Origin of the sequence: Actinomarinicola tropica, assembly GCF_009650215.1 — a bacterium.
Lineage (GTDB): Bacteria > Actinomycetota > Acidimicrobiia > Acidimicrobiales > SKKL01 > Actinomarinicola > Actinomarinicola tropica.
Window position 1 is genome coordinate 794662 of record NZ_CP045851.1, and the last position, 17528, is coordinate 812189.

Below are 17528 nucleotides of genomic sequence, written 5' to 3' on the forward strand. Positions count from 1 at the left end.
GCTCGGCTCAGGTGAGCGTGGCGACGGCGCTGATCAGTCCGACGAGAGCGGCCATGGAGCCGATCGTCAGGTAGGCGTTGGTGCGCAGGGTGGAGTGCAGCTCGGTGGAGAGGTTGGCCATCTCGGTCCGCAGCTCCGAACCGAGCGTCGCCATCTCGGTTCGCAGCTCCGATCCGAGGATGGCCATCTCGGTTCGCAGCTCCGATCCGAGCACGTCGATGCGCGCGTCGAGGACATCGATCCGGGCGTCGAGGCGGCTCTCGAGCGAGCGCAGGTCGTCCTTGGTGGCGACGTCAGCCCAGCCGACCGGCGGGAGGTGTTCCATCAGCGTGGTCGCTTCGTCGGGCCCGAGGATCTCCTCGAGGCGGCGGTACAGCTCGTGTCGGGACTTCTCGGTGATCGCCATCGCTCGGCTCCGTCGTCGTCAGATCTGGAGGGAGCTGCGGGCTCCGAGCGCCGGTGCCACGGCGATGTCCCCAGGTTACCGAGAGGCTCTGACGGTCGCCCCGCTCCGCGTGGTCGTCGGCCAGGCGGGTGACGGGCGATAGTGGTGTGGTGAAACTGTCGGATGCGATCGACGGGTGGCTCGCCGAGAGGCCGATGACGCTCCGGGAGCTGGCCGAGCGGGCCGTCGCGACGGGGCTGCTCGTGGACGAGCTCGACGACGAAGGGTTCGGCCCCGTCGACGAGGTCGAGGACGTGATCAGCCGGTCCGATGCCTACTGGACCCGTGGGGACGAGTCGAGCGACGGGGAGGTCGTCCTCACCCGCACGTTCCTCGAGACGGGCATGACCCTCACCCACCGGGTGACCGAGGAGGAGGCCGTCGCGGGTGCCGTGGCGGAGATGCCGGACCTCTCGGTGGTCCTCTTCGACCGTCGGGACGGCCTGCTGCTCGACGATGCCAGCGGTCGTGTGGTGGCCGACGACTCGGATCCGAGATCGCCGTCGATCGTCGGCCCGGAGGGGTGGATCGAGCGGGTGCAGCCGGGCGACCTGCTCGCGTTCACCCGCACCGACGGCGTGCTGTCGGTCGAGGTCGTCGACGAGGCCGAGCTGGGCGACGGGGCCGCGGAGATCGACGCGCTACGAGGCGCGGCGGCGAACTGGATCGGCGCCGGGCGCGGCGAGGAGGAGACGCCGGTGGTGATGGAGGCGATGGCTCGCGATGCGTCGCTGTTCCGTCGCCCGGTGCCGCCGCTCGGCGAGCTGCTCGACGCGGCGGGCTACGAGCGACGCGGCCACGAGTGGGGACGGGCGGACGAGCCGTGGCGGACCCGCCAGGAGCGGGCCGCGGGCCGCGACGAGGAGGTGCGCCGCCGCTACGGGCTCGAGGGGTGCTGCGATCGGGCCTACGCCCGGGTGGACGCGGCCTGGCGGCTGTACCTGCGAGCCGAGCCGGTCGACGGCGCCGCACTGGCCGACGACCTCGGCCACGGGATGGTGGCGCCAGCGTTCGCCCACGTCCACGAGGACGTGGCGACCCTGGTCGCAGAGTTCGCCGACGAGCTGGCGGGGACGACGTCGGGGCGCCACGCCGCTCCGGCTGTCGCCCTGGCCGGGCTCGGTCGGCTCCGCGCCGGCGATCCGGAGGGCGCCGTCGCACGTCTCGACGCGGCGGTGGCGGCCGCACCTGACCTCGAGGGTGCCGCGGCGACGTTGGCGGTGCTGGAGATGGATCGGGGGAACGTGTCTCGGGCCCGGTCGCTGGTGGCAGGTGCCGACGTCGAGCTGGGCGTCGTCGAGCTCGTCGAGGACGAGCAGAGGCGGCGTGCGGCGCTGGTGCCCTCGGCCGGCCGGAACGACCCGTGCCCGTGCGGGTCCGGACGCAAGTTCAAGAAGTGCTGCGGCGCGGGTGGCGGTGCGGCGGCCGTCTCGGGTCTGGCCGCCCGGGTGCCCCTGGTGCTGCAGCGCTTGGGCCACTTCGCCCTCGGCCCGGACGGGCACCCGGTGCGCGTCGGGTTGGCGCTCTCGGCCTCGGACGGGCACGACGACGTGCTGGGCGCGATGGAGCGGTTCCTGTTCGACCCGTTCCTCGTCGACGTCGCTCTGCACGAGGGCGGGCTGGGGGATGCGTACCTGGCCCAGCGGGGGGTGCTGCTGGAGGCCGATGAGGTGGCGCTGATCGAGGTCATGCTGGTCGAGCCTCGCCGGGTGTGGGAGATCGTCGAGGTCGTGGTCGACGAGTCGTTGACGCTGCGTGACACCGGGTCGGGGGACGTGGTGGTCGTGCGGGAGCGGGCGGGCACACGTGGTCGAGAGGTGGGCGAGCTGCTGTTGGCCCGGGTGGCGGAGGTCGCGGGCGGGCGGATGATGTTCGGTGTCCCGGTGGTCGTCCCGCTGCGCGAGCGGGAGCGGGTGCTGGCGGTGCTCGACGAGTGGGTCGACGCGGACGGGCTCGCGTCGTGGTTCGGATCGCTGTTCCTCCCGCCCCGCCTCCAGACGCGTGAGGGAGAGGAGCTGGTCCTTCGCCTCACGGTCTGCGAGCTGGTGGGCGATGTCGCCTCGGAGGTGGTCGAGGCCGCGCTCGACGACGCCTTCGAGCGGGCCGGCGAGGAGCCGTTCTGGCGGGAGATGGCCACCGTCGACGGCGGCGACCGGATCGTGCGCGGCACGGTCCGCATGGAGGAGGGGGTGCTCGTCGTCGAGTCGACCTCGGTGGAACGCCAGGAGCGGATCCTCGCCACGCTGGACGGGGTGTTCGACTACGTCGTCGTCGAGGACGAGGAGGCAGATCTCCGGGACGCCCCGCCCGATCGTGACGTGTCGCCGGGGCCGGCGTGGGACGAGCTACCCGCGGAGGTCCAGGAGGTGGTCGCGGCACAGATGGCGGAGTACGAGGAGCGGTGGGTCGACGAGCCGGTGCCGGCGCTCGGGGGCCTGACGCCGCGCGAGGCGCTCGACGACCCCACCCGACGAGAGGACCTGATCGCCCTTCTGCGCGAGATGCGGGCGATGCGACCGCCGGATGGTGCCGTCGGGATGTCGGCCGACCGGATCGAGGGCTTGCTCGGCATCGACGAGTAGGGCCGCCGACCGGCTGATCGGCTCATCGATGTGGTCACGAGCGTCGGTAGTGTGACTACATGGACGTGGCGATCAGGGAGCTGAAGGCCAAGCTGTCGGCGTACGTGCAGCGGGCCGCGGCGGGGGAGCGGATCACGGTCACCGACCGGGGGAAGCCGGTCGCGGTGCTGGGCCCGCCGATCGGTCAGGTGGATCTGGATGCGGCGGCGGCCGCCGGGTGGCTCACGCCGGCGACGTCGGAGGGGCTGGGACCGGTGCGCCGACACCGGGCCGTGCGTTCGGTGCTCGAGGTGCTGGACGAGGACCGCAGCGAGTGACGCTCTATGCCGACACCAGCGCCTTGCTGAAGCGGTACGTCGACGAGGCGGACTCGGACCTGGCGGTCGAGCTGCTCACGAGCGATCGCCAGCTGATCACCGGTCGCCACACGGTGGTCGAGGTGCGGCGGAACCTGGCGCGACTGCTCGAGCCGACCGCGGTCACCGACGCCCGTGCCGCGTTCGCCGCCGATCTGACGGCGGTGTCGATCGTCGAGCTCGATGCCGCGACCTGCGAGCTGGCGGCCACGATCGCCGAGCAGACCGGCGTGCGGACGCTGGATGCGCTGCACCTGGGGGCTGCGAGCAGGGTGGGGACTGCGATCTCGTTCCTGACCTTCGACGTGCGTCAGGCTCAGGCGGCCCGGGCGCTCGGGTTCTCGGTGGTGGGCGCCTGAGCTCGGGTCGTCCCAGTCAGTCGGCTACCTGGTACACGTCGAACACCTGCCAGCCGTCGGTGGGGCTGACGTTCATCATGTAGTGCGTCGACCCGCCGGGGTACGTGAACGCGCAGTCGATGTGGGGGTCGGGCTCGTCCATCTCGAAGCACCCCTGGAACACGTCGGCGGCGCCCGACCCGTCACGGCTGAACAGCTCGGTGAGGGCGTCGTCGGTCATGAGCTCGTCGGCGCAGGCCGTGTCGCCGCGGGTCCAGGCGATGAAGACCGCCTGGGCCGCGGGGTCGGGGTCGCCGGGGTCGCTGCCGGCCTCGGCGCACTGGGCGGGGTCGGCGGTCACCGGTGTCACGGCCGAGGTGGTCGTCGTGTTGGGCGCCGTGGTGGTGGTCGGCGGGGCGGTCGTCGTCGACGTCGAGGTGGTCGACGAGGTCGTGGACGAGGTGCTGCTCGTCGTCGTCGACGACGTGGTGGTGCTGGAGCCGGCGTCGTCCTCGTCGTCGCCGTCTTGCACCAGCAGCACGACGAGGAGCACGACGATCACGGCGACGAGCGCAGCGATGGCCGCCCACCACCACCGCCGGTCGGAGTCCGCTTCGCGCCGTGCCTCGTCGCCGGGAGGGATGCTGCCGCCGTCGCCCTGATCGCTCATGGCCGATGACGCTAGAGGCCGCGCCCGCGGCCTGTCTCAGATCACGATGCCGAGGTCACGACCCGCAGCTGGTGGGCACCGGCGAGGTGGGTGCCGTCGGCGCCCCAGACGTCGATGACCTCGTCGACCCAGCCGTCGTCGTGGGCGGCGCGGGTGGTGGCCCGCACGAGCACCCACGGGGAGTGGGCGCCGGCCAGGCCGGGGCTCGGCCGGACGGTGAGCTCGACGGTGGGCACCGGGTCGGGTGCGGACATGACCGCGGCGTAGGAGGGGGCGAGGGCGTCGGCAAGGACGAGGAGGCGGTGCAGGTCGGGCGGTGCGTCGTCGCCGAGGAGTCGGAGCCAGGCGACGAGCTCGGGGTCGGTGCCGCCGGTGTAGGGGAGGGCGGCGCTGACGGGGCGGACCTCGATGTGGGCGGCGATGGGGACGAGCTCGGTGGGGACGGCGAACACGCCAAGGTCGTCGGGCGGCGGCGCCTCGGGGGCGACTGGCGCGACCGCGGTCCACGGGTTGCGGCGGGGTGCGCCGAAGAGGGCGACGGCGTCGACGGCCGGTCCGGCGTCGGTCGCGGCGCGGGCGGCGACGGTGGTGGTGGAGCGGCCGCTGTGGACGACGGCGGTGTCGACGGTGGCGTCGTCCCGCAGCGTGCGGTGGAAGCGGGCGGTGACGCTGCGGACCTCGCCCGTCGTGGCGTGCGCCCGCATCGACGCCGTGAGCCGGGCGAGGGCGAACCCGCCGTGGAGGCCGCCGAACCCGTGGAGGTCCGGGCGGGTCTGGAGCCGGTCGGTCGGCGGGGCGGCGAGCAGGGCGCCGAGCGAGGGCGCGGGCCGGTCGCCGACGGACGTCGTGACGGCGGCCGGGGTCGCGGTCATGCCGGGACCTCCACGGGGGCGGGGCGGGTGCGGAGCGGGAGCGACAGGAGCGCGGTGAGCAGGCCGCCGGCGACGAGGAGCCACCAGACCCGGTCGAAGCGGCCGAGGGCGTCGGCGAGCGTGGCGGGCTGGCCGAGCAGGGCGATGGTGAGCGCCACGCCGAGGGTGCCGCCGAACTGGCGGACGGCCTGGCTGGCGGCGCCGCCGACGCCGGCCCGGTTGGGGGCGAGGGACTGGCCGACGGCGCTCGACAGCTGGGGGAAGCAGAGGGCGACGCCGGTGCCGGTGAAGAGGATCGACGGCAGGTAGTCGACGAGGTAGTCGGTGCCGGCGTCGAGCATGAGGACCCGCCACAGGCCGCCGAGGGCGAAGACGACACCGCCGGCGAGGAGGAGCGGGCGTTGGCCGACCCGTGCGGCGAGGCGTCCGAAGCGAGGGGCGAGGACGGCGACGAGGAGCGGTCCGGGGCTGACGCCGAGCCCGGCCTTCAGGGTCGACCAGCCCCACACGTCGGTGAGGAAGAGGATCGAGCCGAAGAACATGGCGGCGAAGGCCAGGCCGAAGGCGAGGGTGGCGGCGTTGGCCCAGCGGAAGTTGCCGGAGGCGAACATGTCGAGGTCGAGCACCGGGGCCGCGGTGCGGCGCTGGTGGGCGATGAAGGCGGCGAGGGTGACGAGGCCGGCGCCGATGGCGGCGAGGGTGCCGGTGTCGGTCCAGCCCCACGTGTCGCTCTGCACGACGCCGAGCGAGACGAGCGCGCCGGCGGCGGCGATGGCGGCGACGCCGAAGGGGGCGGGGATGCGGGCGGTGGGGTCGAGCGATTCGCGGAGGACCCGGGTGCCGAGGCCGACGGTGACGAGGCCGACGGGGATGTTGATGAGGAAGACGAGTCGCCAGCCGCTGAGCTCGATGAGGGCGGCGCCGAGGGTCGGGCCGAGCGCGCCGGCGATGGCGCCGCTCGCGCCCCAGATGGCGATGGCGACGGGGAGGCGCTCCTTGGGGAAGGCCCGCAGGACGAGGGCGAAGGAGGAGGGGATGAGGGCGGCGGCGCCGGCGGCTTGGACGACGCGGAAGGCGACGAGCACCGCGGCGGTCGGCGCCGCGGCGCAGGCGACCGAGGCGACGGTGAAGAGGATCGAGCCGGCGAGGAAGACCCGCTTGTGTCCGACCCGGTCGGCGACCTTGCCGGCGGGGACGAGAAGGGCGGCGACCACGACCGTGTAGGCGTTGAGGACCCAGGAGAGCTGGGCGGGGCTGACCGTGTCGAAGCTGCGGGCGATGTCGCCGAAGGCGACGAAGAGCACCGTCGTGTCGAGGAACGTGGCGAGCACGGCGAGGCTGGCGATGGCGAGCGTCGCCCGGGCGTGGCGGGCCGTGTCGTCCGCGTGCGCGGTGGCGGGCTGCGGTGGGCGCTCGTTGGGGGTGGGGTCGCTCGGGTCGGGCTCGCCGGTCGGCGTGGTCAGTTGTGTCATGCAACGGACAGTACGGCAGTGCGTTGCGTCATGCAATGGACTACGCTCGGAAGCGTGCGACGCAAGAGCTTCGAGGACATGCGCTGCTCGATCGCCCAGGCGCTCGAGGTGGTGGGCGAGTGGTGGACGCTGCTCGTCGTGCGGGACCTGCTGCTCGGCGTCACCCGGTTCGAGGAGCTGCAGGAGCGGTTGGGCATCGCCCGCAACGTGCTGACCGATCGGCTGCGCACGCTGGTCGACGCCGGTGTCGTCGAGCGGCGCAAGTACCAGGACAACCCCGAGCGCTTCGAGTACCGGCTGACCGAGAAGGGCCGGGACCTGTGGGTCGTGGTCACCGCCATGCGGGAGTGGGGTGACCGCTGGTCGGCGCCGGACGGGCCGCCGGTGGAGCTGGTGCACCGCACGTGCGGCGAGCGGACCACGCTCGTGCCGACGTGCTCGTCGTGCGGCGAGGTGCTCGAGCGGCGGGACCTCGTCGCGGTGCCCGGGCCGGGTGGCGGCAAGGTGCCACGGCCGCGTAGCTGAGGGGGCACGACAACGGGTGATCCCGGACCTACGTTGGGCATTAGTCCGAGTTAAGATGCAAATCGGACTAAGGAAGGGTGGGAGGCCGGGATGCGTGGCGAGCTCGTCAGCAGGACATGGCAGTACGACCCAGCGCTCTACGCCCCAGCTCGGTATCGGACGGCGTGTCGCTACGACGCGTTCATCCCGCACCCGGTAGGTCACTTCGAGGACTCGTTGCCGGCCGACCTCGCGGGCATGGTCTCTGACGCCGAGGCGGCGATCCGCTCGTTGAACGATCGATCCCGGCCGGCTCTACGTCCGTTGGCCCGGCTGCTGCTGCGGGCTGAGTCGATCGCATCCTCGAAGGTGGAGGGCCTCCAGGTCGATGCCCGGAACCTCGCCCGGGCAGAGGTCAGCGCGGATGCCGGGCGGAACATCGGACCGGTCGTCGCCGAGGTCCTGTCGAACATCGATGCGATGGAGCTTGCGGTCGAGGAGACGAGCACTGCCCCGCATCTCGAGCCAGCGCACCTCGTCGAGGTGCACGCCGCGCTGATGCGGCACGCGCCGAACAGCAGCATCGCTGGTCGGGTGCGAGAGGTGCAGAACTGGATCGGCGGCAACGACTACAACCCGTGCGGCGCGGCATTCGTCCCGCCGCCTCCCGAGGAGGTCCCCCGTCTGCTGGCGGATCTGTGCGAGGCAGCCGAGGGCGACCACCTGCCGCCTCTGGTGCAGGCTGCGATCATCCATGCGCAGTTCGAGACGATCCATCCCTTCGAGGACGGCAACGGCCGCACCGGGCGTGCGCTCATCCACGTCGTGCTTCGCCGTCGCGGGTTGTCGCCCAGCTACGTGCCGCCGATCAGCGTCGTGCTCGCGACGGAGAGGGAGCGCTACGTCCGAGGGTTGACGGCGTTTCGCGAGGGCGACGTCGTCGGGTGGATCGACCAGTTCTGCGTCGCTGCCGCACAGTCCGCCTCACTCGCCGAGCGGTACCTGTCGGAGGTGGCGGATCGTCAGGCCGTCTGGCGTGAGCGTCTCCGGACCCATGTCCCGTTGCGATCCGATGCGGCGGCCTGGGCGGTGATCGATCAGCTCCCCGGCCATCCGGTCATCACGCTGCCCGTCGCCACGGCGGTGACGGGGCGCAGCAAGTCGTCGACCGCGGTCGCGCTCGCACAGCTCGAAGACGCAGGTGTGCTGGTGCCGCTCTCGGCCGCTCGCCGCAATCGCGCCTGGGAGGCGGACGGCCTCCTCGATCTTCTCGCCGAGCTGGAGGCCGGCGGTCGATAGCGGTCGGCTCGGCACCGATCGATCTCCGGTGTGGCAGCCTCGTGGACATGGGCGAGGCGGGTCGGATCGAACGGATCGGTCATCGAGGGGCCAGGCGGATCGCCGCGCTGGCCGTCGTCGTGGCCCTGACGGTCGCGGCGTGCGGGGACGACGCGGAGCCGACGGCGGCCGATCAGGTGCCGGCCGTCGCGCCGGACGACGACGGGCTGGTCCCGTTCTGCGAGGACGTGCCGCCGCCCGGGCCGGTGGCCCAGGGCGAGCTGGCCAGGACCGCCAACCCCGACGTCATCTTGATGGGCGTCCTGCAGACGTACGGCCAGGAGCACGCCGAGTCGTTCGGCGGCCTGTGGATCGATCGGTCCGCCGGCTCGATCGTCCTGGCCTTCACCGACGACCCCGCGCCGCACCGGGCGGCGATCGCCGAGCTGCGTCCGAGCCCCGACGACGTCGCCGTCGTCGAGCCACGGCCGGAGATCACCGAGACGACCACCGTCGCCGAGTCAGGCACGACCGTGGACCTGGTGCAGGTGGCGCACACAGAGGCCGAGCTGCTGGCGGTGTCCGAGGAGGTCGTCGGCTCGATGGACGAGCTCGGCATCATCGGCGTCGGTGTGAAGACCGACCTCAACCGGGTGTCCATCGACCTCCGCCTCGCCGATGCGGAGATCCGTGCCGCAGTCGGGGAGCTCGGCCCGATCGACGCGCTGTGCGTGAACGGTCCGACCGAGCCGCCGGTGCCGATCGATCCGGCGACCGTCGACCTCCTCGCGGTCGGCGACGACGAGCTCGTCAGCTGCGACGGGTACACCTTCCCGCACTCCGCCCTGGACGAGCCGGGCGACCTCCTCGACTCCGACGACCCGCTCGCCGAGGCCGTGCGGGCGGATCTCCCCAACATCGGCTCCGAACCCGACGATCTGTTCGCGATGGAGTGGCGGGTGCTGAGCCGCGGCGACTCCGAGGCTCTGGTGGGCGGTGGCACCCCACCGTCGGTGCTCCTGCGGTTGGTCGAGGACCGCGGCCGGTGGCGGTCCGAGATGGGAGCGGTCGGCGCACCGTGCACGTTGCGTCGGGCGGTGCCCGAGGGCGTGGAGGCGGTGACGTGGGCGCTCGATCCGGCGTACCCCGAGCCGGGGGCGGATGCGACCGAGCTGCACGTGCTCGTCTCGAGCAGCGCGTGCTCCAGCGGGGAGCCGCTGGGCGACCGGCTCATCGGCCCGCAGGTCGAGGTGACCGACGACGAGGTGGCGGTGGCGTTCGCCGCGGCCCCACTGCCGGCGGGCGCGTACACGTGCCAGGGCAGCCCGCCCGACGCCGTGGTCGTCACGCTGGATGAGCCGGTGGGGGACCGGACGATCGTCGACGCCTTGGACCTCCCGCCGCGTCCGCCGGTCGCGGCGGCCGATCCGCTCTTCGGCTGAGCCCTCCGGCTGACGCGCCGAGGATGGTTGATCGGCGGATCGAGGTGCGGCATCCTCGGCTCCGGCAACAGACCTATCGGAGCCGTCAGCTCCCTCAGTGACCCGTTCCCTCTTCGAGGGGCGACTGAAGGAGGAGCCGATGGCTCGCCAACCGTTCTCGACCGAGGCGGACTACGAGTCCGACCCGGTGTGGTTCCCGCTCGAGCAGGTCGCTCGCCTCTCAAGGCTGAGCGCCCGGATGCCAGCGTTCCACCCGGGTGAGTTCATGTACGCCGGCCGGATGTTCAACGCCCGCAAGCGCCTCGACATCTACCTCTACAAGCACGGCGACACGCGCAGGTACCTGAACCTCGATGCCGCGGGGCACGCCTACGAGTTCCGGGGCCCCGTCCCCGGCCGGGAGGACGACATCACCTCGGGAGGGCGGTACCGGCGCCACCGTTCACTCATGGAGGGGATCTGGCGGCTGGACCTCTGGATGTTCGACCAGCATCCACCGCTGTTCCGCTCGTTCCCGCCGGAGGAGTGGCCGAGCGACGACATGGCCATATGATGACCCATATGGCCCGTCGGCAGGTGCTCGTGCAGCTCGACGACGAACTGGTCGACCGCCTCGATCGGTTGGCGGCGGAGCTCGGCACGAGCCGATCCGACCTGCTGCGGCGGGGTGCGGCTGCGGTGCTGGCTGCGGCGGACGAGGCCGGGGCGGACCGGGAGCTGCGGGAGGCGTATCGGCGCCAGCCGCAGGACCCGGCACTGGTCGAGTCGGCGCGCCGTCTCGCGGCCGACGTCGTGCCCGAGTGGTAGCGAGGGGCGACATCGTGTGGGCCGACCTCGGCGCGCCGGCGGGTCGGCGCCCGGTCTGCGTCCTCACGCGTGACGCGGCCATCTCGGTCCTGACTGCCGTTACCTGCGCGCCGATCACCCGGACGGTGCGCGGCATCCGCTCGGAGGTCGCTGTGGGAACGGAGGAGGGCTTGCCCGAACCGTGCGTCATCAACTGCGACAACCTCGTGACAGTGCCACTCGGACTGCTCGACGCCGAGCCGGTCGGACGAGTCGGTGCCGTGGGTCGGGCTCGTCTCGACCAGGTCCTTCGCTACGCGCTCGACATCGTGTGGTGATGCCCGGCCAGGGCATCGATGAGCTCGCTGTCCCGCCGGACACTTCGATGGTGCTGGGCGAATGCCTGGTCAGGGGCTGAAACGCTCCACGCGCGCGCGGATGACCTGGCGCTGCGCGTCGGTCTCAGGACAGTGGCGGTCGGCTTTGCGGGTGCCGGCCCGCAGCTCGGCGAGCCGGGCGCCGATGGCGTCGTGGTCGTGGCCGTCGTCGGCGAGGAGGCAGCCGATCACGGTGCCGGTGCGGCCGACGCCGCCCCAGCAGTGGACGTAGACAGCGCCGCGCTCGGACTCCGTGCGGATCGTGTCGAGGATCTCGTCATAGGCATCGTCGGCCAGGACCGAGAAGTCGGGGATCGGGAAGCGGCGGTGGCGCAGGTCGAGGCGGCGGGCCTCGGCGGTGGCGGTCACGTGGTGGTCGTAGGGCGTCAGCTCGCCGGGCTCGGTGAGGTCGACGAAGGTGCGCACCCCGGCGTCGACGAGGAGGTCGACCGTCGACCGAGACCGCCAGCCGTCATCGCTCTCGCCCGGGTACTCGCCGGCCAGGACCCGACCTGGCTCGACCCACCAGGCGTGGTGCGCCTCGTCGTGGTCCCAGCTGGTGGACGGGCCGTCGCAGGCGCCTGTGGCGAACAGCCGGTCGGCCATCGTCGTGATCCGCTCGACGTGGGTGATGCGCTCCCGCCACTCGGCGGGGATGCCGGACGCGCCCCAGCGGGCGCCGGCGAGCTGGCCGGCGATGGCGGCGGTGGTGTCGGCGTCGTCGCCGAGGTTGGCGGCGCGGAGGATCGCGTCGCGAGCGTCGGCGGCGCCGGCGACGGCCCACAGAGCGGCCTCGAGCGCGTCGACGCAGAAGCCGCTGCCCCGGATGGCGGGCGGCTCCTTCGCCTGCCACGAGCCGCGGGCGACGTCGGCGACCTCCGGGTGCAGCTCACCCCATCGCCAGAAGTCGGCGGAGAGCACCTCGTCGGCGTCCTGTCCGCGGATGAGCGCGGCGAGCATGGCGCCGAGGAGGCGGCAGGCGTCGACCGGTCGGCGGGCGGCGTGGGTGGGGCGGCTGGACTCGGCCGAGCGTTCGGCGGCCTCGGCCACGTCGGCGTGCCAGCGGACGGGCACGGGGGCGAGGCGCATGAGCGAGCCGTTGGCGGCGGCGTCCTCGTCGACCGAGGGGTCGACCGGCTCGCCGGTGCGGGCGAAGCGCGAGAGCTGGCGGCTGACGGTGTTGCCGATGTCGAAGCAGCGGCCGTTGGAGGAGAGGTGCCCGTGGTCGCGCCACAGGAGGTAGCGGCGCATCTGGTCGGCGAGGTCCATGTCGCCGGTGTCGAGGAGGGACTCGGCGAGGCAGAGCGCCATCGACGTGTCGTCGGTCCACTGGCCGGGGCGCAGGCCGAAGGGGCCGCCGCCGACCATGTCGGTGATCGGCTCGAACGTGCCGGGGCGCTTGAACTCGAGCGTGGTGCCGACGGCGTCGCCGACGGCGAGGCCGAGCAGCGCGCCGACGGCGCGGTCGCGTGCGGTGGTGGGGGTGGGGTCGGTCATGGCGGCCTCCGACTGGTCAGGCGGTCGGCCGACGGAACGGCGGCTCGATCGGGGCGAGGGCGGTCGAGGTGGCGCGGTAGCGCTGAGCGGGGCGGCCGCCGCTGGCGCTCGGGGTGGCGCGGGCGCCGGCGACGGGGGTGACGATGCCGCTGGCCAGGATCTTGCGGCGGAAGTTGGCGGGGTCGAGCTCGACGTCCCAGACGGCGTCGTAGACGGCGCGCAGGTCGCCGAGGGTGAACTCGGGCGGACAGAAGCGGGTGGCGATCGAGAGGTACTCGAGCTGGTCGCGCACCCGGTCGAGGCCGTCGCGGAGGATGCGGCGGTGGTCGAAGGCGAGCCGGCGGCGGAGGGCGGTGTCGACGGGGACGAGCTCGGCGGCGGTGGCGTCGGAGCCGCCCCGGGGGTCGGGGAGGTCGGCGACGAGGGCGACGTGGGCGACGGAGACGACCCGCATGCGGGGGTCGCGGTCGGGGTCGCCGTAGGTCGCGAGCTGGGTGAGGGTGGCGGCGTCGCGGCCGAGGTCGAGGCCGGTCTCCTCGGCGAGCTCGCGGCGGGCGGCGGCGTCGATGCCCTCGTCGGGTCGGACGAAGCCGCCGGGGAGGGCGGAGCGTCCGGCGAAGGGCTCGCTGCCCCGTTCGACGAGGACGACGTGGAGCCGCTCGTCGCGGATGGTGAACACGACGAGGTCGACGGTGACCGCGAAGGGCGGGAATTCGTGGGGGTCGTAGTCGAGTGTGGGAGACATGAGGTGCGCCTCGTCCTGTTGTGGTCAGTTTGACTTGAACCGGAGTCGAGTAAGTGTCAGAGTGACCATAACACCGACCGGATCCGGAGGGAACCGTGATGACCCAGATCGACGAGCGCCTCACCGCCGAGCAGCTCCCCGTCGTCGAGCGCACCCCCGTGTGGGGCACGGCGCTCGACCGGCGTCACGCCCTGGCGGCCGTCGTCGCCGCAGCGGCGATCACGGCGCTCTACTCGGTGCTCAGCCGGTGGGTGAGCGGCGCCGGGCCGACGACGCTCGAGGTGGTCGGGACGGTGACGTCGCTGTCCTGCGTGTGGATCACCCGGCGCCAGAACGTGCTGTGCATGCCGCTCGGGCTGGTGAGCGTCGTGGCGATGGGGGCGTTCTTCTTCGAGATCGACCTCGTCGGCCAGGGGTGGCTGCACCTCGGGTACTACGTGCCGATCCAGGTGGCCGGCTGGTGGTTCTGGATCCGGGGCGGCGAGGGTCGCACCGATCGGCCGGTGGCGTGGATGGGCTGGCCGGGGCGCATCGCCGTGGCCGTCGCCGTCGTCGCCGGCACGTTCGCCCTGGCCGGGCTGTTCGAGCGGCTGCACGGACCGAGCGACACCCTGCTGTGGGACTCCTCCATCGTGGCGGCGTCCGTCGCGGCGCAGGCGCTCCTCACCCTCAAGCGGGTGGAGGCGTGGTGGTTGTGGCTCGTGCCGGTGAACGTGTCCGCGGTGGCGCTCTACGTGGTGTCCGGGGCGCACCTGTTCGCCGCCCTGTACTGCCTGTACCTGGTGATCGCGAGCCTCGGGCTGCGGGACTGGGGTCGAGCGCACCGGCTTCAGCGGGCGGGCGCGGCGGCCGCCGAGGCGAGGTGGGCCCGGTGACCGGGCGTCGGGCGATCGTCGTCGGCAAGTTCCTCCCGCCGCACCGGGGCCACCACATGCTCATCGAGGCGGCGCTCGAGCGGGCCGAGCACGTGGACGTCGTCGTCTGCGACCTGGAGGGTCAATGGCCGCCAGCGGGGGAGCGGGCGGGGTGGCTGGCCGAGGTGCACCCGACGGCGACGGTGCACGCGGTGGCCGACATCTGCGGGTGGCACTCGCCCGACCCGTGCCCGCCGGGGTGCAGCCCCGCGTGGGCACGACACCTCGCGGGGCTCGGGCTCGGTCCGTGGGACCTGGTCGTGTCGTCGGAGGACTACGGCGTGCTCTTCGCCGAGGCGCTCGGGGCCGAGCACGTGATGGTCGACCGCGAGCGAGTGGGGGTGCCGACCTCCGGAACCGCGATCCGCGCCGACCTCGCGGCGGGGTGGCGGTGGCTGCACCCAATCGTGCGGCGGGGCCTGACCCGCAAGGTCGTGGTCGTCGGCGCCGAGTCGACGGGGACGACGACGCTGGCGCGAGACCTGGCCGACGCGCTGGGCGGGCCGTACGTGGCCGAGTTCGGACGGGCGCACAGCGAGGTGCTGGCGGCGCGGTTCGGCTCGATCGACGACGTCGTGTGGACGGCGGAGGACTTCGCGGTGATCGCCGACAACCAGGAGGCATCGGAGCGGGCTGCGCTCGAGGTGTGGGCGGCGGACGACGACGTGGTCCTCGGGCCGGCCGGGCCGTGGCTCGTGTGCGATACGGATCTGCTGGCGACGGCCGTCTGGCACGAGCGGTACCTGGGTGGGCCGACGCGGGAGCTGGTGGAGCGGGCGCTGGCAGGGGAGCGGCGGCCGGACCTCTACGTGCTCACGTTGCCCAAGGGCGTCCCGTTCGAGCAGGACGGCCTGCGCGACGGCGAGCACCTTCGGGACTGGATGACCGAACGCTTCCGCGAAGTGCTCGACGAATCGGGCGTCGAGTGGATCGAGGTCGCCGGCAGCCGAGAGGAGCGGGTGGCCGAGGTGGCCACGCTGCGCTCCATACCTCCGGTCCGTTCGCCCGGCTCTAACTGGCGTTTCGGAACTCCTCGTACCGCTCCTCGAGCAACTCTCGGGAAGGTCGCCACTCCTGTCGCCGAGGCGCCGTGAGCTGGCTTCCGTCCATCTCCTGAATTCCGTGTCGGAGCATGGGTCCGTCCCGCTCGAGCAGGAGATCCTTGCGAACCTCGACCACGAGGTCGGGACGGACTCCCAGGATGTTCGTGTCGAAGGCTGCGTGATGGATCTTGCACAGCGCCAAGCCGTTGGGCACCACGGGCTCACCGCGCGGGTGGCTGTCGGGAAGGATGTGCGCGGCATCCAGGAGCTCGACGTGGCGCAGGCGGCAGATGCCGCATGAACCGCTGTAGGCGTGGAGAACTCGCTCGCGGAACACGGCCTGGTGGAGTCGCCGCTTGGTCACGGCTCGGTAGTACGCCTTCCGAGCGTCTTCGGCCACCGCCGGGCTGAGGTCGGGCGCCAGCGCCTCGGGCTCGGCGAGTGCGACCGTGAACGCCAGGGCTGAGGGGTCATCGCCTACGACGTACACCGGCCACGAGGCCAAGTACTGACCCTTGGTGATCCCCATGAAGTGGATGATGGGAATGTGCTCCTGCATTGCGATGCGGAGCCCGACGTTGTCGCGGTGGGCGAGGTCGGTCCCTCGGTAGCGGTAGAGGAGAAGACCCTCTTCGGTGATGCCGTCGTCGTACGGTCGTTCTCGACCGGGGGCCTCGGGGGTCGTGCGGATGCTGAGCGGCACCTGCTCGAGGACGGCGGGCTTGAAGATGCCTTGTTGGCTGACGAGCGGGACACGCCGCCCGTGCCAGGTGAACCCCTGCGCAAGGGGTCGCCAGGGGAGCACCTCGCCCCAAACCCGTGTCTGCTCCTCGAGGAACTGGAACGCTGCCAAGCGCACATCGATGTCGGGGCCCCGCGCCATGTCAGGGTTCTAGCTGTTCGAGTCTCCGGATGTGAGGTTCTCAGTCGTCGTAGCCGCCGGCAGGAGCGGCAGCACCTCGTCGACCTGGGCGAGCAGCTGCTCGTTGGTGAACCGCGGCCGCTCGATGGTCGAACACTGCGCGGACACGGGGTCAGCTGGGTCGACGAGGCGAACGCGGTGGAACCGCTCGTGCATCACTCCGCTGTCGTCGACGCGCGTGTAGTGAAGGATCCCGCAGTTGGGGATCTTGCCCCGGTCGTCGTCCTCGACGATCTCAATCCACTCCTCAATCGACAGCTTCTCGAGTCGGAAGCGGAACGCCCACATGACGTCCTCGTGTGTGACGCAGAGGACGCGGCCGGCCGGAAGCTCGCGTGCGAGGGTGCCCAGGACCTCCCGGGCCCGCATATCGAGGTCCGGGGTGCTCTCTCCGGACTCGGGTCGCCACAGGAACCGGTTGCGCCGCTTCTGAGCGGTCGACTCGGGGAACCGATCGGCTGTCTCGTCTCGGCCGAGCCCCTCCCAGAGGCCCCAGTCGCGTTCCCGTAGCAGCGGCTCGAGCTGCCACGCGGCGTTCGGCAGCGCCAGGTGGGCTGCCGTCTCGCGAGCCCGCACGTAGGGCGAGCAGTAGAGGCGATCGAACCTCTGGACTCCGGTGGCGTCCAGCCAGCTGCGCAGCCACGCGCCGGCACCTGCCGCCTGCGCGCGACCGAGGTCCGTGAGTCGGTAATCCGCAGCGCTGCGGGTCAGGTAGGCATCGGTCATCATGCTGAGGTCGCCGGCCTTTGCTGCCTCCAGCGCCACGTTGCCTTCGCTCTGGCCGTGGCGGACGAGGAACAGATCGAGCGGCATCGACGCCGCAGGCCCGTCGGTCACATCGCCCCCGGTGCGTCACGGAAGGTTCGGGTGATCTCTGGAGACCCGTCGATATCGAGCTGTTCGATGTGCTCGACGCCGTGGACCAGTTGAAGGGTGCGGACGGCCATCGCGGCCACCATTCCTAGCGGGACAGGCTCCTCCCACTGGCCCCAGTAATTCCCGCCTTCGTCGGGGGTCTCCCAGCCCAGTTCGAGGAGGACGGTGACCTGATCGGGTGTGAGCTGGTCGGCTCCCTCCAGGTAGCGATCGCCGACGCTCTCGGCGCGGAGGTCCGACCCGAACCGGGTGAACTGCACGAAGCGGTTGGAACCATCGGTCAGTGTTGGATCGAGGGAACCGGGGCGGGAGATGATCAGTGACTCGTCCTCGGTGAGAGCGGCGAGCGCACCGCTCAACGGTTCGACGAGGTGTTCGAGTGAGGTCACGGCAGATCGTCTCCCCGTCG

The 17528-nt window shown here is 72.2% G+C and carries 20 protein-coding genes; 11 read left to right on the forward strand and 9 right to left on the reverse strand.

The window, feature by feature from the left end:
- Positions 1 to 7 precede the first annotated feature (7 nt).
- Complete coding sequence (locus tag GH723_RS04040; RefSeq protein ID WP_153758443.1) at positions 8 to 406, reverse strand: hypothetical protein; 399 nt, start codon at positions 404 to 406, stop codon at positions 8 to 10.
- A gap of 149 nt (positions 407 to 555) precedes the next feature.
- On the opposite strand from GH723_RS04040, the gene GH723_RS04045 reads away from it, so the two are divergent.
- The 3 genes from GH723_RS04045 to GH723_RS04055 are packed head-to-tail and all read left to right on the forward strand — an operon-like array spanning position 556 to position 3742.
- Positions 556 to 3027 (forward strand): YecA family protein, encoded by a 2472-nt coding sequence (locus GH723_RS04045; protein WP_153758444.1) that lies wholly within the window; start codon positions 556 to 558, stop codon positions 3025 to 3027.
- A gap of 59 nt (positions 3028 to 3086) precedes the next feature.
- The gene (locus GH723_RS04050) at positions 3087 to 3344 is read left to right on the forward strand and encodes a type II toxin-antitoxin system Phd/YefM family antitoxin (RefSeq protein ID WP_153758445.1); all 258 of its coding nucleotides are present in this window, start codon (positions 3087 to 3089) and stop codon (positions 3342 to 3344) included.
- A complete protein-coding gene (locus tag GH723_RS04055; protein WP_195210512.1) occupies positions 3341 to 3742 on the forward strand; it encodes a type II toxin-antitoxin system VapC family toxin in 402 nt (133 codons plus the stop codon). Before GH723_RS04050 ends, GH723_RS04055 begins: the two co-directional genes overlap by 4 nt.
- Positions 3743 to 3758: 16 nt before the next feature.
- On the opposite strand, the gene GH723_RS04060 is transcribed toward GH723_RS04055, so the two are convergent.
- Genes GH723_RS04060 through GH723_RS04070 form a run of 3 tightly spaced genes read right to left on the reverse strand, consistent with a single transcriptional unit; the run spans position 3759 to position 6735 of the window.
- Positions 3759 to 4391 carry a hypothetical protein gene (locus GH723_RS04060; protein WP_153758447.1) on the reverse strand — a complete coding sequence of 211 codons (633 nt, stop codon included), beginning with the start codon at positions 4389 to 4391 and terminating at the stop codon, positions 3759 to 3761.
- A 41-nt stretch (positions 4392 to 4432) separates the two neighbouring features.
- Positions 4433 to 5263, reverse strand: coding sequence for an acyl-CoA thioesterase domain-containing protein (locus tag GH723_RS04065; RefSeq protein WP_153758448.1), 831 nt, complete (start codon positions 5261 to 5263; stop codon positions 4433 to 4435).
- Positions 5260 to 6735 (reverse strand): DHA2 family efflux MFS transporter permease subunit, encoded by a 1476-nt coding sequence (locus tag GH723_RS04070; protein ID WP_153758449.1) that lies wholly within the window; start codon positions 6733 to 6735, stop codon positions 5260 to 5262. The genes GH723_RS04065 and GH723_RS04070 overlap by 4 nt, the downstream gene beginning before the upstream one ends.
- A gap of 54 nt (positions 6736 to 6789) precedes the next feature.
- Here GH723_RS04070 and GH723_RS04075 point away from each other — a divergent pair, with 54 nt between their 5' ends.
- From GH723_RS04075 to GH723_RS04100, 6 genes are all read left to right on the forward strand, one after another.
- The gene (locus GH723_RS04075) at positions 6790 to 7260 is read left to right on the forward strand and encodes a winged helix-turn-helix transcriptional regulator (protein ID WP_153758450.1); all 471 of its coding nucleotides are present in this window, start codon (positions 6790 to 6792) and stop codon (positions 7258 to 7260) included.
- A gap of 90 nt (positions 7261 to 7350) precedes the next feature.
- The gene (locus GH723_RS04080; RefSeq protein ID WP_153758451.1) at positions 7351 to 8538 is read left to right on the forward strand and encodes a Fic family protein; all 1188 of its coding nucleotides are present in this window, start codon (positions 7351 to 7353) and stop codon (positions 8536 to 8538) included.
- 47 nt (positions 8539 to 8585) lie between these two features.
- Positions 8586 to 9959 (forward strand): hypothetical protein, encoded by a 1374-nt coding sequence (locus GH723_RS04085; protein WP_153758452.1) that lies wholly within the window; start codon positions 8586 to 8588, stop codon positions 9957 to 9959.
- 139 nt (positions 9960 to 10098) lie between these two features.
- On the forward strand, positions 10099 to 10512 hold the full coding sequence (locus GH723_RS04090; protein ID WP_153758453.1) for a hypothetical protein: 414 nt from the start codon (positions 10099 to 10101) through the stop codon (positions 10510 to 10512).
- A gap of 8 nt (positions 10513 to 10520) precedes the next feature.
- The gene (locus GH723_RS04095) at positions 10521 to 10766 is read left to right on the forward strand and encodes a ribbon-helix-helix protein, CopG family (protein ID WP_195210513.1); all 246 of its coding nucleotides are present in this window, start codon (positions 10521 to 10523) and stop codon (positions 10764 to 10766) included.
- A gap of 14 nt (positions 10767 to 10780) precedes the next feature.
- Positions 10781 to 11083: a type II toxin-antitoxin system PemK/MazF family toxin gene (locus GH723_RS04100; RefSeq protein WP_195210514.1), complete on the forward strand. Its 303-nt coding sequence runs from the start codon at positions 10781 to 10783 to the stop codon at positions 11081 to 11083.
- A 69-nt stretch (positions 11084 to 11152) separates the two neighbouring features.
- Here the strand turns inward: GH723_RS04100 and GH723_RS04105 are convergent, their stop codons facing one another.
- Together GH723_RS04105 and GH723_RS04110 are read right to left on the reverse strand one after the other, a co-directional pair.
- Positions 11153 to 12619, reverse strand: a complete 1467-nt coding sequence (locus tag GH723_RS04105) for an ADP-ribosylglycohydrolase family protein (RefSeq protein ID WP_153758456.1) — start codon at positions 12617 to 12619, stop codon at positions 11153 to 11155.
- Positions 12620 to 12635: 16 nt separating this feature from the next.
- Positions 12636 to 13364, reverse strand: a complete 729-nt coding sequence (locus GH723_RS04110; protein WP_153758457.1) for an NUDIX hydrolase — start codon at positions 13362 to 13364, stop codon at positions 12636 to 12638.
- Positions 13365 to 13462: 98 nt separating this feature from the next.
- Between GH723_RS04110 and pnuC the strand changes: the two genes are divergently transcribed.
- Together pnuC and GH723_RS04120 are read left to right on the forward strand one after the other, a co-directional pair.
- Complete coding sequence (pnuC, locus tag GH723_RS04115) at positions 13463 to 14239, forward strand: nicotinamide riboside transporter PnuC (protein ID WP_153758458.1); 777 nt, start codon at positions 13463 to 13465, stop codon at positions 14237 to 14239.
- Positions 14236 to 15372 carry an AAA family ATPase gene (locus GH723_RS04120; protein ID WP_229023041.1) on the forward strand — a complete coding sequence of 379 codons (1137 nt, stop codon included), beginning with the start codon at positions 14236 to 14238 and terminating at the stop codon, positions 15370 to 15372. Before pnuC ends, GH723_RS04120 begins: the two co-directional genes overlap by 4 nt.
- Here GH723_RS04120 and GH723_RS04125 read toward each other — a convergent pair.
- From GH723_RS04125 to GH723_RS04135, 3 genes are read right to left on the reverse strand one after another with little or no spacing between them, the layout of a single operon-like run.
- Entirely contained in the window at positions 15290 to 16204 is a 915-nt protein-coding gene (locus GH723_RS04125) for an HNH endonuclease (RefSeq protein WP_153758459.1), read from the reverse strand. The two genes, GH723_RS04120 and GH723_RS04125, sit on opposite strands and share 83 nt — an antisense overlap.
- Before the next feature lie 9 nt (positions 16205 to 16213).
- Positions 16214 to 17056, reverse strand: coding sequence for a histidine phosphatase family protein (locus GH723_RS04130; RefSeq protein WP_267471361.1), 843 nt, complete (start codon positions 17054 to 17056; stop codon positions 16214 to 16216).
- Positions 17057 to 17076: 20 nt separating this feature from the next.
- Positions 17077 to 17508 carry a TY-Chap domain-containing protein gene (locus GH723_RS04135; RefSeq protein WP_153758461.1) on the reverse strand — a complete coding sequence of 144 codons (432 nt, stop codon included), beginning with the start codon at positions 17506 to 17508 and terminating at the stop codon, positions 17077 to 17079.
- Positions 17509 to 17528 lie beyond the last annotated feature (20 nt).

Excerpts from the sequence above, each read along its gene's own strand:
- GH723_RS04105 (WP_153758456.1), bottom strand. The coding sequence starts at position 12,619 with ATGACCGACCCCACCCCCACCACCGCACGCGACCGCGCCGTCGGCGCG.
- pnuC (WP_153758458.1), top strand. The coding sequence starts at position 13,463 with ATGACCCAGATCGACGAGCGCCTCACCGCCGAGCAGCTCCCCGTCGTC.
- GH723_RS04085 (WP_153758452.1), top strand. The coding sequence starts at position 8,586 with ATGGGCGAGGCGGGTCGGATCGAACGGATCGGTCATCGAGGGGCCAGG.
- GH723_RS04125 (WP_153758459.1), bottom strand. The coding sequence starts at position 16,204 with ATGGCGCGGGGCCCCGACATCGATGTGCGCTTGGCAGCGTTCCAGTTC.
- GH723_RS04040 (WP_153758443.1), bottom strand. The coding sequence starts at position 406 with ATGGCGATCACCGAGAAGTCCCGACACGAGCTGTACCGCCGCCTCGAG.
- GH723_RS04080 (WP_153758451.1), top strand. The coding sequence starts at position 7,351 with ATGCGTGGCGAGCTCGTCAGCAGGACATGGCAGTACGACCCAGCGCTC.
- GH723_RS04110 (WP_153758457.1), bottom strand. The coding sequence starts at position 13,364 with ATGTCTCCCACACTCGACTACGACCCCCACGAATTCCCGCCCTTCGCG.
- GH723_RS04065 (WP_153758448.1), bottom strand. The coding sequence starts at position 5,263 with ATGACCGCGACCCCGGCCGCCGTCACGACGTCCGTCGGCGACCGGCCC.
- GH723_RS04090 (WP_153758453.1), top strand. The coding sequence starts at position 10,099 with ATGGCTCGCCAACCGTTCTCGACCGAGGCGGACTACGAGTCCGACCCG.
- GH723_RS04060 (WP_153758447.1), bottom strand. The coding sequence starts at position 4,391 with ATGAGCGATCAGGGCGACGGCGGCAGCATCCCTCCCGGCGACGAGGCA.
- GH723_RS04070 (WP_153758449.1), bottom strand. The coding sequence starts at position 6,735 with ATGACACAACTGACCACGCCGACCGGCGAGCCCGACCCGAGCGACCCC.
- GH723_RS04095 (WP_195210513.1), top strand. The coding sequence starts at position 10,521 with ATGGCCCGTCGGCAGGTGCTCGTGCAGCTCGACGACGAACTGGTCGAC.
- GH723_RS04050 (WP_153758445.1), top strand. The coding sequence starts at position 3,087 with ATGGACGTGGCGATCAGGGAGCTGAAGGCCAAGCTGTCGGCGTACGTG.
- GH723_RS04130 (WP_267471361.1), bottom strand. The coding sequence starts at position 17,056 with ATGCCGCTCGATCTGTTCCTCGTCCGCCACGGCCAGAGCGAAGGCAAC.